We start from the raw sequence: 12,525 nt of genomic DNA on the forward strand, positions 1-12,525 counted from the left end.
GTAAAAACGAGGCTGAGTTCGGAACGGCCCGCCACGCCGGTTTCGGCAAAAGCCGCCTTGACGGCGCGATCGACCAGCCGCGTCAGGCTTGCCTCGTCGGGCCAGTTGCCCGCCTCAACCGATATGTCGATGTCGACGGGAACATTCCCGTCGCCGGATGTTATGTCCTCAGGCATGAAGCCGCATCGTCAACATCAATTCTCGGCGCCGAGGCCGCGCGCCAGCTTGGCGTCCCGGTCGTAGGCCCTGACGATTTCCGCCACCAGCGGATGGCGGACCACATCGCCGTCGTTGAAGCGCACGGTGACCGCGCCCGCCACGCCGTCCAGCACCCGCAAGGCTTCGACCAGTCCCGATTTGGTGTTCGAAGGAAGGTCGATCTGGGTCGGATCGCCGGTGACGATCATGCGCGAATTTTCGCCCAGACGCGTCAGGAACATCTTCATCTGCATCGGCGTGGTGTTCTGCGCCTCGTCGAGGATGACGGCGGCATGCGCCAGCGTGCGGCCGCGCATGAAGGCGAGCGGCGCGATCTCGATCACTTCGGCGGCAATGGCGCGCTCGACCTTGTCGGCGGGCATCATGTCGTAGAGCGCGTCATAGAGCGGCCGCAGATAGGGATCGACCTTCTCCTTCATGTCGCCGGGCAGGAAGCCCAGCCGTTCGCCGGCCTCGACCGCAGGCCGCGAGAGAATGATGCGCTCGACCATGCCGCGCTCGAGCAGCATCGCCGCATGGGCCACCGCCAGATAGGTCTTGCCGGTGCCGGCCGGGCCGATGCCGAACACCAGTTCCGACCGTTCCAGCGCCCGCATATAGGCGTCCTGGTTGAGTGAACGGGCATAGATCGTCTTCTTGCGGGTGGCGATCTGGGCGGCGGAAACCTTGCCCTTGCGCTCCAGCGTCGGCAGGGTCAGCTGATCGTCGGCGGCGATCGCCATGCGCACGGCGCCGTCGACGTCGGACTGGCCTATATCGACGCCTTTCTGGAGAATGCCGTAGAGGTTGTCCAGGGCGCGGCGCGCCTGCTCGGCGGCCGACGCCGAACCCTTGATGGTCAGCTGGTTGCCGCGTGAGCGGATGTCGACGCCAAGCTTCTGCTCCAGCCTGGCGAGGTTTTCGTCGAACTGACCATAAAGGGCGCTGGCAAGCTTGTTGTTGTCGAAAGTCAGAACGATGTGCGCCATGTCAGAAGCCCCAGATGCCGGTACCGGGGGCAGGTTCTTCAGCTCTGCTGCGCTCAACCGTCTCTCCTCATCTGCCGAGACCCTCAGGCCAATTCGGCGAACAGGCTGTTGTAGCCCGTCTTCGTGATTCGCACCTGGATAATGTCACCGATTTCGCCGGCCTTTTCATCAACAATAACCGGCTGCAGCCAAGGCGAGCGGCCAACCTTCTGGCCGGCCTGACGGCCGGGCTTCTCGATCAGCGTGTCGATGGTGCTTCCGACGAGGCTCAAACCGAAATCCTGCTGCTGCTTCACAAGCAGAGCCTGCAGTCTCTGCAAGCGCTCGTCCTTGACCGTTTCCGGCACGTGATCGGACATTTCGGCGCCCGGCGTGCCGGGGCGCGGCGAATATTTGAACGAAAAGGCCGAGGCGTAATTCACCTGACGCACCAGCTCCATGGTCGCCTCGAAATCCGCCTCGGTCTCGCCGGGAAAGCCGACGATGAAGTCGCCGGAGAGCGCAATGTCAGGCCGCGCGGTACGGATACGGTCGAGCAGCGCCAGATAATCCCTCGCCGTGTGCCGGCGATTCATCGCCTTGAGGATGCGGTCGGAGCCGGATTGCACCGGCAGATGCAGATAGGGCATCAATGCCGGCAGATCGCGATGGGCCGCTATCAGTTCGTCATCCATGTCGCGCGGGTGGCTGGTGGTGTAGCGCAAACGCGCCAGCCCGGGGATTTCGGCCAGCCTGAACAGCAGGCGGCCAAGCCCCCACTCCTGACCGCTCCCGCCCTGGCCATGCCAGGCATTGACGTTCTGGCCGAGCAGCGTCACTTCGCGCACGCCGGCTTCGGCCAGGCGCTCAGCCTCCGCGACAATCTGCGCCACCGGCCGGGAGACCTCGGAGCCCCTTGTATAGGGCACAACGCAGAAGGTGCAGAACTTGTCGCAGCCTTCCTGCACGGTGAGGAAGGCGGTGACGCCGCGCTTGATGACCTCGGCGCGCTTGGGCTGCGGCAGGTGCTCGAACTTGTCTTCGATGGCGTAATCGGTCTCGACGATCTTTTCGCCGCCGCGCACCCGCGCCAGCACGTCCGGGAGCCGGTGATAGGTCTGCGGACCGATGACCAGGTCGACTGCCGGCGAACGGCGGATGATCTCGGCGCCTTCGGCCTGCGCCACGCAGCCGGCGACGCCGACCAGCATCTCACGGCCGGCCAGGGCACGTTCGGCTTTCATGTCGCGGATACGGCCGAGCTCGGAATAGACCTTTTCGGCCGCCTTCTCCCTGATATGACAGGTGTTCAGCAGCACCAGGTCGGCCTCGCCAATGGCATCGGTCGCGGAATAGCCGTCGGCAGCCAGCGCATCGGCCATACGCTGTGAATCATAGACATTCATCTGGCAGCCATAGGTCTTGATGAAGACTTTTCTCGCTGCCGCGGGAAGCACCGGCGGCTGTCCAGCCGTAGTGCCGATGTCGTCGCTTTCTATCGTGTTCAAGTCCATAAGGCGGCTTCTAACGCCTTTCCGTGACAAAAAACAGACGATTCTCGGCCCGCGCCAGGAAGAGCGTGCCGGAGCTACCGGCTCGGCCGCGGGTCGGCAAGCGCCGCCTGCATCATCTCACGCACCCGGCTTTCCATCAGTTTCGACGTCTCCTTGCGGTTCGAACCCTTGGAAAAGGCGATTGCCTCGCCGAAATGCACCTCGACGTCGAGCGCGCCCTCAGCGAGCAGAACCTTGAGATGCGGCATCAAATCCTCATCGCCGATCCAGGCGGCAAGCGGGCGATGCCGGCGGCCGAGCGGCACGCCGTGCAGACGCGTATAGGCGATCGCCACCGGCTGGATGAACACCTGTTCCGCCGCGCCTTCGGAAATCGCCATCGAGGCGGCGCCGAACAGCGTGCTCTTGAACGGCAGGACCATATTGCCGTCGCCGGTCGAGCCCTCGGCAAACAGCACCATCGCATCGCCCTTGGCCATGCGGCTGGCAATCTCGCTTGCCTGGTCGCCCGACGAACGCTTGCGCTCGCGCTCGATGAAGACGGTGCGCTGCAGCTTCGACAGCATGCCGATCAGCGGCCAGCCTTCCATATCCGCCCTGGCGATGAACTTTACGTCGGCAAAAGAGCCGAGCACCATGATGTCGGTCCAGGAGATGTGATTGGACGCAACCAGCAGCGGGCGCTTGTCGGACAGCGCTCCCTTGACATGGATGCGCATGCCGAGCGCCCTGACGATCAGCCTGTGCCAGACCTTGAGGATGAAGGTTTCCGGCCACCAGCCAGTCTTCATCGACAGGATCTGTAGCGGCACGAGGACCAACGAACCGGCGACAACGAGGCCCAGCGCCAGGAAAATCCTGATTTTCTTGATCATCGCCCCATCCCGGCCGTCTCGCTAGCGAAGATCGCGGCGCATGACAAGCGCGCCGGTCGGTCCGTGTTCGGCCGATCTGTAGTAATTCGGCCGCTTGCCGACCTCGCGGAAGCCCAGCCGACGATAAAGCGCGATCGCCGCGACATTGGTCTCGTCGACCTCGAGGAACAGCGCTTCGGCGCGCTGCGCGTGCAGTTCGCGCAACACCGCGTCCATCAATTGCCAGCCCAGCCCCTGGCGACGATGCGATCGCGCCACCGCGACGGTCAGGATCTCGCCCTCGCCTGCCGCAAGCCTCGCCAGCACGAAGCCGACGGGCGGCTTGGAGCCCTGTCCGGTTTCGCGCGCGGCATAGCCGAACACGGTGTCCTGTTCGAGCAGGGCGGCGAATTCGCCACCGGTCCAGGGGCGGACAAAGTCCTCGCGATGCAGCAGCGAGACCGCCGGACTGTCGGCGATCCTCAGCGGCTCGAGCGCGTAGTCCCGGCGGCGTGGTTGGAGAAAAGGTATGCGCATTTATCTTTCTTGCCTTGATAGAATAAAGCCAGCCTGCGGCTTGGCGTCGGCGCCGCGCATATAGAGTGGTTTCGGCCGTTCGCCTGCGCCCTTGGCGGCAGCCAGGCGGGCGTAGGTGACAATGTCGGCGGTGGCTGTCCGAGGGCCGACATCGAATTCGCGCCCGGCCGATGCGCTGATGAGCGCTGCCGCGGTGCCGGCAAGCACCGGAGACGTTTCCTTCGCCATAGCCACCACGTCAGCCAGCGTGGCCGCGGCCGGACCGTAAGTCAAGACTAACCTTTCGTCGTAAAAGGCCGCGTGGATCTCTTCACGGCCGGCATCGAGCGCCGCCAGCACGGCGCGACCGGGAAATGCCGCTGCTGCTTCGGCGGCCAGCGCCTCCAGTGTCGTCACCCCTATTGCCGGTATCTTCAGCGCCAGCGCCAGGCCACGCGCGGTCGAGACGCCGACGCGCAGACCGGTGAAAGAACCGGGGCCGACAGAGACGGCGATGGCGCCAAGACCTGCATAGTCGGTTGCGCTTGCCTCCAGCGCTTCGGCGATGACCGCCATCAGTTGCTCGGCATGGCCCTTGCCGAGATCGAGCACCTGATGGCCAAGCTCCTGCTTCGCCGTCGCGTCATAGACGCAAGCGGCGCAGAGGTTGGCGGCACAGTCGATGGCAAGCAATTTCATGAGGCAACCGGTTCGAAAAACAATTCCCTGTGCCCGCCACGGCCCGCCACCGCAAGGGGATAGTGCATAATTCGTTAAGCGGCTTCGCTTGTAGCCTATGCGGCCTGTTCGATACGCAGCATGTGGTTGTCCCAGACATAGTCCGGTTCGGAGCGTGTCGCACCGCTGCCCTCGACGATCTCGCCGGCGCCGGTGGTGGCCATGAAGCCGGTTCCATCGGGCGCCACGCCGCAGACCTCGACCAATGCGCTGTTCGCAACGACCCGGCCGCTGGCCGCATCGATCACGACGAGCGAGTTGCCTTCCGGCGAGGAAACGGCGACGGTTCCGGCAGCCCGATTGGCGGCTACCGAGCCTATGTAGTTGCGGAAGCCGGACAAAACGTCCTGCGGCATGTCCAGCAACTGCAGCTCCTTGCCGCGTGCGGCGCGACCGACCAGCAACGGTCGATCGGTGCCCGGCCCCCTGTACTGGCAGCCGAACCAGACGCTTCCGGACCGATCGGTGTCCATGTGGCGGATCGACAGCTGATGCAGTGCGGCCGGCAATTCGTGCTTCTCGATAAGATCGCCGGTGACGCGGTCTATCAGCACATAGGACGGCTTCATGGTTGCAATGTTGAGCTCGGCGCGGCCGTAATCCGGATGGGTCTCGATGCCGCCATTGGCAACCGCGATCGTCCTGCCATCGCCCAGGAGCAGAAGCTCGTGCGGACCCATGCCATAGGTCGGGAATTCGCCGACACGGCTGAATTTGGCCCGCGCATCGTAGACGCCGACGACGCCGGCGGCGTTGTCGAAGTCGTTTTCGGTGGCATAGAGCAGCGCACCGTCGGCCGAGAACACGCCATGGCCGAAGAAATGCCGGCCGGCGATGCTGGCGATGGTCAGCGGCGCGTCACGGCCCGAGTGATCGAAAACCACGGCGAAGGTGCCGGGCTGACGCGCGAAGACCACCGAGCGTTTCGATATGGGATCGAAGGTGACATCGTGGCCGCGATCGGGCAGGTCGATCGCATGCAGGACCTTGCCGGCCTCGGACAGGACGGCAGCGCCAAAGCTGCCGTCGCGTTTGACGAAAGCCGTGGCGAAGACGGCGTCGGCCACAAGCGTGGTTGCCCAGGCCGAGGGCGTCATCGTCGCCATGAAGCCAACGCCTGCAGCTCTCAGGAAATCGCGGCGATCTATCAGGGGGGTTTTCAATTCAGTCCCCATCCAGCGAGGAGAAGCCCGCGGTCAGGCCGAATTCAGCGGTCAGCCTGGTGCCGATCAAGGCCGACAGGCTGGAGGTGATCAGCGCGAAATGATCGAGCTTGTCACGCAGCGCCGGATCGGCAAGCGCCTTGTCGATTGGACCGCTGACCGCCTTGGCGGTGGCGGCACCGTTGACCAGCTGGATGTGGATCGATTCGGCCATCCAGCGCGCATCGGCCGGCAGAGCATCGCCAAGTTTCGAGGCCTGGAACAGCGTATCGATGCCGGAGAGATTGCCGGCCAGTGACGCGGTGGTGTTTTGCGAGCGCCAATAGATTGCCTGTTTCGGCTTGTCCGCATCCGGCTTGCCGCCGAAAAACCCTTTCAGGCGCACGTCGCGGACCATTTCCAGTTCGTTGATGAAGACGCCGACCAGTTCCGTCACCGCTTCGTTGCCGTCGCGGTAAAGTGGGTTCTGCGGCCCCGGATTGGCCCAAAGCGCTGCAAAGCCGTCCGGCTTGTTCCAGGCGGCGCTGACCTCACCGGCCATGGCTTCGATGTTGCCGGCAACCGCCGCGCCATAGGCGCAGCGGTAGGGATCATCCTTGCCGGCAAGTGCATCGGCGCCGTCGCCGTAAAGAACGAATTCGAGCGCGCCCAGCCCCTGCATGGCAACGCTCTTGCCGGCCAGTTGTGCCGGATCGGTCGCGGTCGGATCCTTGTCGGACAGCGCCGCCTGTACCTGTTTCAGGCCGATGCTCTTGCGATCCGGCCAGAACAGCATGCGCTCCAGCCGGTTGTTCTCCTTGATCGGTCCGAAGCCGATGATTTCGGCTGACGACCAGGCATAGACGGTGGCGGAGAATTCGGCGCGTGCGGCATCGAGTTCTCCTTGCGAGGGCGTGACGCACAGCTCGCGCATGGATCCGGTCAAGGCTTCCGCATGCTCGTGCAGGCCGGCATAGGCCGGGCGGACGAAGCCATCGATCGCGCGCTGGATGATATCGGAGGCTTTGACCGCCGCAGACGCAGGGACAACGCCCAGCAGGGCCAGCGGAAGAACGAGAAACAATGCAGAACGCTTGAACATCACAGTGACTCCAGGAATTTGAGCAGCGCATTGCGGTCGGCCGCATTGGCTGCGGCAAAGCGGTCGCGCGCTTTCTGCGCCTCGCCGCCATGCCACAGGATCGCCTCGGTCAGGCTGCGCGCGCGCCCGTCATGCAGGAAGAAGGAATTGCCGTTGACCGTCCCGGTCAGGCCGATGCCCCACAGTGGCGGCGTGCGCCATTCATTGCCCGTTGCATCTCCCACGGCTTGGCCATCGGCCAGATCAGGCCCCATGTCGTGTAGCAGGAAGTCGGAATAAGGCCAGATCAACTGGAAGGCCTGCGCCTTGTTGGGCGTATCGCGGCGCGTGACGAATTTCGGCGTGTGGCAGGCAATGCAGCCGATCTCGTAGAATGTTTTTTTGCCCGCGAGCACGTCGGGCCGGTCGAGGTCGCGGCGCGACGGCACGGCCAGGTTCTGCGAATAGAAGGTGACGAGATCCATCACCGGTGGCGGCGCCTCGACCGGGCCAAGACGCTGCTGCACGCCGTTCGGCATGTCGAGGCATTTTGCCTCCGCAGCAGTGCAATCGCCCCAATGCTTCGGCTCTTCGGGCGTCGAGATGCCGATGTCGCCGGCAAAGGCGTCCGCCGCCTGCTGGCGGATCGACGCGGTCTGTGCCTTCCAGCCGAAACGGCCAAGCGTCAGTTTTCCGTTCAGGCTATCGCGCACGATGTTCGGCCTGCCGGAAATGCCGTCGCGGTCCCTGTCGTCCGGATCGGCGTGGGCGAGAATATCAGCCGGCGCGATCTGTTCGATCAGGCCCAAGCCGATCATCGGCGGGGTCAGGCGCGGCGACAGCGTGGTGCGTGGGTCAAGCGGCCCGTAGCCAAGGCCGTCAACCGAATAGCTCGGCTTGCGCAAGGAGATCACAGTGCGGTCCGTCAGCTCTACCTTACGTTCTTGGTAGTCGACATGCATCCTGCCTTCACCGGGCAGGCCGGGTACGGCGAGCTCCTGCAATTGCCTGCCGTAGACCGGGTCGGGGAAGTTGAGCACCTCGTGGTCGGCAAGCGCCGCCTTCTCTTCCGCGCTGCTGGCGTCACGGGCCAGCCGCAGGAACATCGACGTGGTGCCGGCGTCGCCTTGCGGCGGGCGGCCGCGGCCATCCTTCAGATGGCAGTTCTGGCAGGCACGTTCGTTGAACAGCGGGCCGAGCCCGTCCGAAGCCTGCGTCGAGGATGGCGACGAGACCCAGTTCTTGCGGAAAAGGGCATTGCCGAGCTTGAAGTCGCCCTCTTCCTCGAAGGTGATGTTGGCCGAGGATTGCGAGAAGGAATCGCGGCTGACGTCCTTCCGGGACGTGCCGGCGCCACCTTGCATCAGTTCGAACTGCTCTGGCCTGGAAAAATCGGTGGTCGGCCTGGTGATGGCGATGACGCGCGCCTGATCCTTCGCATTGAGGTCGGTACGCGTGTTGGCGAGCCCGGCCGGCTGAAGATCACCCGCCATCGCCGAAGAGGCAAGCGCCAACACGAGCACGACACAGCGCCGACGCGCCAATCCGGCTGTTGTCTTGCGAAGGAGCGGCGAGCCATTGGCCCGCCGCGAGCGGCGCACGAATTCTAGCAGGCGCCGCATTCCCGCATGCCCTTACTCCGCCTCGTCCGCCGATGCGGCGTTGAGCTGGCCGTATTTTTCCTCGCCGATCGAGGCAAGCAGGTCGAGCTGCGTCTCGAGAAAGTCGATGTGACCCTCCTCGTCGGCGAGCAATTCCTCGAACAGCTTCATCGTCACGTAGTCGCCGGCGTCGTTGCAGATTTCGCGCGACCGCTTGTAGGCGGTACGTGCGTCATATTCGCCGGCAAGATCGGATTCGAGCACTTCCTTGACGTTCTGCCCGATGCGCAGTGGCGCCACGGACTGCAGGTTCGGATGGCCTTCGAGGAAGATGATACGGGCGACGAGCTTGTCGGCATGGTGCATCTCCTCGATCGATTCCGCCCGCTCCTTCTTTGCCAGCTTGGCGTATCCCCAGTCCTCAAGCAGACGGAAATGCACCCAGTACTGATTGACGGCCCCAAGCTCCAGAAAAAGAGCCTCGTTAAGCCGCTCGATGATCTGCGGATCGCCTTTCATGAATTCTGCTCCCGTATTGGACGCGCAGGCCTCTGACGCGATCCAGGTGTGAAACGACATCCACGCCGCTCGCCTCCGAGCGGGCGTGGTAATTTTCGGTGACCCGAATGATCGTTTCCACCACATTTGGGAAGCAGCCGCAACAGCGACCGCGCTTTTGCATGGCATGATAGATCTTCGCCGGCACGATCAGCTGCCAGGGATCCTGGTCCAGCAGCCCGACGATCGTCTGCTCGATCTCCTTCTCGGTGATGATATTGCAATGACAAATCAGCATTGGCTTGCTCGGCTGGCTGACGGCGTCTCCCGCGCCGTGTGGCTTGATTTTCTAGCGGAGGCCGTTCCAGAGCCGGTTGTCCGGCTCCGGATCAGTCTCCTGTCTTTCGGCCCTTACTTGAACACCTTGTCCGGCGCGTCGAGGCTGTCGGACCCTTCGAAGGCGATGGTGCTGAGCTTCAGGGAGCCGACGGCGCGCTCAATCGACTTGGTCTGATCGATCAGCGCATCGATCGCCGCCTGCACGGTGGCGTTGCCCTCAACGTTGCCCTCGGCGATCTGCTGGTCATAGGCCTCGCCGGCCAGTGCACGCGCCTTGATCGCCTCCATCTTGGCGACGGTGACATCGAGCTTGTCAGACAGTTCCTTGTCGATCGCCGGATCGGCCGCCTTCACCATATCGGCCACCGAGGGACCCGAAACGACGGTGCCGTCGAGACGCGTGTAGCTCGCATGATAGGCCGCGCGAATGCCGATGGCGTCGTAGAGATGCGAATTGTAGGTGTTGTCGGAGAAGCAATCGTGCTCCTCTTCCGGATCATGCAGCAGCAGGCCGAGCTTCATGCGCTCGCCGGCCAGTTCGCCGTAGGACAGCGAGCCCATGCCGGTGAAGATGGTCGAGATCGCCGTGTTCGGCTCGCCATCGACGAGAGCCTTGCGGGCGGCGCCGTCTTCCTTCCAGTTGCCGACCATCTCCTGAATATCCGAAACCAGAAGGTCGCTGGCCGATTTCAGATACTCGGCCCGGCGATCGCAATTGCCGCCGGTGCAGTTCTTGAGGTCGTAGTCGGTATAGGGGCGCTCGCCGGCACCCGGGCCGGTGCCATGCAGGTCCTGGCCCCAGAGCAGGAATTCGATGGCGTGGTAGCCGGTGGCGACATTGGCCTCGATGCCGCCGGCTCCCTGCAGCGTGCCGGAGAGGAACTCCGGCGAAAGCTTCGATGCATCGACCTTCTTGCCGTTGATCTCGATCTCCTTGTTGGCGATCACATTGGCCGTGTAGAGCGCGTTCGCGTCCGATTCGGTGCCGTAGCTCTTGGCAACGTAGTCGATCAAGCCTTCATCCAGTGGCCAGGAGTTCACCTTGCCTTCCCAGTCGTCGACGATCTTGTTGCCGAAGCGGTAGACCTCGGTCTGCTGGTAGGGAACGCGCGATGCCTTCCAGGCGTCACGGGCAGCGTTGAGGGTTTCCGCCGATGGCGTGGCGAGCAGCGCGTCGACCGCCTTGTCGAGCGCCTGCGCGGTGGTCAGCGAATCCTCGTATTTGGCGAGCGCGATGTCGGAATAGGTCTTGATGACCGCCTTTGCATCGGTTTCCGCCTTTGCCGGCAACACGAATACCGCCGCCGTCAGCAGGGCAGTGGCGCCGATCGCCGCAAGCCTGCTGCCATATCGTGCTGTCATAATCACTCTCCAGTTTCTCGGAAATTCTGTAAACGGCGCGCGCAGCAACCGGCGCCAGGCCATCTGTGGGCCATTGGGCGCAAGAGATGCCGCGCCATCGCGCGGTTCGCGGAAGAAAGACACCAAAATGCCTCCAATCGAAAGGGTTCAAGGCCCAGACATTAAAGGGATGCGCTGACGCGCGAGCCTCCATAAAGCTGCGACATCGTCGGATGTCAATGACAATCCGCAAGAAAAGTCAATTGAAACAACAGTTTAGAATTATTCTAAACTACGACTCTCAACTTTATGCATTTTCCTGCACCGGTCTTGCCGCTGAACTGTGCGATTGACAGCCGCCATCCCGGATGCGACCCGCAAAAGCTCGCTTGCAGCGGTGCCAGACAATTGCCATCTGGCGAAACATCCTAGGGTAGAATCAGGATTGGATGCGATGAAGAACGGTGTGGTCATTGTCGGCGCGGGTCATGCGGGCGTGCAAGCGGCCGCCAGTCTGCGCGAAGACGGCTATGACGGGCCGGTGATCCTCGTTGGGGATGAGGACGAACTTCCCTATCACAAGCCGCCGCTGTCGAAGACTTTCATCAAGGATGCCGAGGCCAAGCCGCAACCCTTGCGCGGCGAGGCCTTTTACACCGGCAGCGCCATCGATTACCGGCCCGGCGTCAGGATCGATCGGATCGATGCCGGACGCCGCAGTTTGGATATTGCCGGCGGTGGTGCGCTGGCCTTTGACCACCTGATCCTGGCGACAGGCTCGCGCCCGCGCACGCTGCCGCTGCCCGGTGCCGACCTGTCCGGTGTGCTGTCGCTGCGCTCGCTGGCCGATGCGCGGCTGATCCGCGACCTCAGCGCGCAAAGCGTCGAAGTCGTCATCCTCGGCGGCGGTTTCATCGGGTTGGAGATCGCAGCCACGTTGAGGGCCGCCGGTCGCACGGTGACAGTGGTCGAGGCGGTGGACCGGCTGCTCGGCCGCGCCGTGGCGCCGGTCGTGGCGAGCCACGTCCGGCAACGGCTGGAGGCGACAGGCGTGCGCATCCTCACCGGCACCTCGATCGCCAGGCTCGATGGCGAAAACGGTCATGTTACGGCCGCCATCACCTCATCAGGCGAAAGGCTGCCGGCGCGCATGCTCATCGTCGGCGTTGGTGCCGTGCCCAATTTAGAACTGGCGCAGGCGGCCGGCCTCAGCATCGCCAACGGCATTCGCGTCGATCATCAGATGCGCACGTCGATGCCGGAGATTCTCGCCATTGGCGATGCTGCCTCCTACCGTCACTGGTTCACCGGCGGCGACGTGCGGCTGGAATCGGTGCAGAACGCCACCGACCAGGCGCGGCTTGCCGCGCGCACGATATCAGGCCACACCGACCCCTATTCGGCGGTGCCATGGTTCTGGTCGGACATCGGCGACATGAAATTGCAGATGGTCGGCCTGACCGCCGGCGGCGACAGCCATGTCGTGCTGGGCGACCTGCCCGAAAACAAGTTCTCGATCTACCACTATGCCGGCGACCGGCTGCTCGGCATCGAATCGGTCAACCGCCCCGGCGACCACATGCTTGGCCGCAAGATGCTCGGCGCCGGCTTCTCGCCGACGCCGCAGCTGGTTGCTGAGGGACCTGACGGCCTGAAGGCGGCGCTGGCCGCATTTCAGCAGGATGAGCCCGCCAGGGCTGCGGGCTAGCCCCCGCTTACCCTCCCCCTTGTGGGG

12 protein-coding genes and 1 pseudogene are annotated in these 12,525 nt (G+C 63.7%); 1 reads left to right on the top strand and 12 read right to left on the bottom strand.

Features of this window, described 5'->3' with window-relative positions; translation table 11 throughout:
• The 12 genes and pseudogenes from EOD15_RS16620 to EOD15_RS16675 form a co-directional block, all read right to left on the bottom strand.
• Positions 1-176 (bottom strand): annotated as a pseudogene (locus EOD15_RS16620) (rRNA maturation RNase YbeY); the annotation flags it as partial.
• A gap of 18 nt (positions 177-194) precedes the next feature.
• Complete coding sequence (locus tag EOD15_RS16625; protein WP_023758127.1) at positions 195-1,187, bottom strand: PhoH family protein; 993 nt, start codon at positions 1,185-1,187, stop codon at positions 195-197.
• A gap of 83 nt (positions 1,188-1,270) precedes the next feature.
• Positions 1,271-2,680 carry a tRNA (N6-isopentenyl adenosine(37)-C2)-methylthiotransferase MiaB gene (miaB, locus tag EOD15_RS16630; RefSeq protein ID WP_127321190.1) on the bottom strand — a complete coding sequence of 470 codons (1,410 nt, stop codon included), beginning with the start codon at positions 2,678-2,680 and terminating at the stop codon, positions 1,271-1,273.
• A 74-nt stretch (positions 2,681-2,754) separates the two neighbouring features.
• Positions 2,755-3,555 (bottom strand): 1-acyl-sn-glycerol-3-phosphate acyltransferase, encoded by an 801-nt coding sequence (locus EOD15_RS16635; RefSeq protein ID WP_127321189.1) that lies wholly within the window; start codon positions 3,553-3,555, stop codon positions 2,755-2,757.
• A 21-nt stretch (positions 3,556-3,576) separates the two neighbouring features.
• Positions 3,577-4,071: a ribosomal protein S18-alanine N-acetyltransferase gene (rimI, locus tag EOD15_RS16640; protein ID WP_127321188.1), complete on the bottom strand. Its 495-nt coding sequence runs from the start codon at positions 4,069-4,071 to the stop codon at positions 3,577-3,579.
• A complete protein-coding gene (tsaB, locus tag EOD15_RS16645; RefSeq protein WP_127408641.1) occupies positions 4,072-4,749 on the bottom strand; it encodes a tRNA (adenosine(37)-N6)-threonylcarbamoyltransferase complex dimerization subunit type 1 TsaB in 678 nt (225 codons plus the stop codon).
• A gap of 95 nt (positions 4,750-4,844) precedes the next feature.
• Positions 4,845-5,951 carry a DUF1513 domain-containing protein gene (locus tag EOD15_RS16650; RefSeq protein ID WP_127322654.1) on the bottom strand — a complete coding sequence of 369 codons (1,107 nt, stop codon included), beginning with the start codon at positions 5,949-5,951 and terminating at the stop codon, positions 4,845-4,847.
• A 1-nt stretch (position 5,952) separates the two neighbouring features.
• The gene (locus tag EOD15_RS16655) at positions 5,953-7,032 is read right to left on the bottom strand and encodes an imelysin family protein (RefSeq protein WP_127322655.1); all 1,080 of its coding nucleotides are present in this window, start codon (positions 7,030-7,032) and stop codon (positions 5,953-5,955) included.
• Positions 7,032-8,633 carry a di-heme oxidoredictase family protein gene (locus EOD15_RS16660; RefSeq protein ID WP_127408642.1) on the bottom strand — a complete coding sequence of 534 codons (1,602 nt, stop codon included), beginning with the start codon at positions 8,631-8,633 and terminating at the stop codon, positions 7,032-7,034. The genes EOD15_RS16655 and EOD15_RS16660 overlap by 1 nt, the downstream gene beginning before the upstream one ends.
• Positions 8,634-8,645: 12 nt before the next feature.
• Complete coding sequence (bfr, locus tag EOD15_RS16665) at positions 8,646-9,131, bottom strand: bacterioferritin (protein WP_013527914.1); 486 nt, start codon at positions 9,129-9,131, stop codon at positions 8,646-8,648.
• Positions 9,097-9,408, bottom strand: coding sequence for a (2Fe-2S)-binding protein (locus EOD15_RS16670; protein WP_023811421.1), 312 nt, complete (start codon positions 9,406-9,408; stop codon positions 9,097-9,099). Before EOD15_RS16670 ends, bfr begins: the two co-directional genes overlap by 35 nt.
• 113 nt (positions 9,409-9,521) lie before the next feature.
• Complete coding sequence (locus EOD15_RS16675) at positions 9,522-10,811, bottom strand: imelysin family protein (RefSeq protein WP_127321794.1); 1,290 nt, start codon at positions 10,809-10,811, stop codon at positions 9,522-9,524.
• 433 nt (positions 10,812-11,244) lie between these two features.
• On the opposite strand from EOD15_RS16675, the gene EOD15_RS16680 reads away from it, so the two are divergent.
• Positions 11,245-12,498: an FAD-dependent oxidoreductase gene (locus EOD15_RS16680; protein WP_127408643.1), complete on the top strand. Its 1,254-nt coding sequence runs from the start codon at positions 11,245-11,247 to the stop codon at positions 12,496-12,498.
• The last annotated feature ends 27 nt before the right edge of the window (positions 12,499-12,525 follow it).

This window comes from Mesorhizobium sp. M7A.T.Ca.US.000.02.2.1 (assembly GCF_003996995.1).
GTDB lineage: Bacteria > Pseudomonadota > Alphaproteobacteria > Rhizobiales > Rhizobiaceae > Mesorhizobium.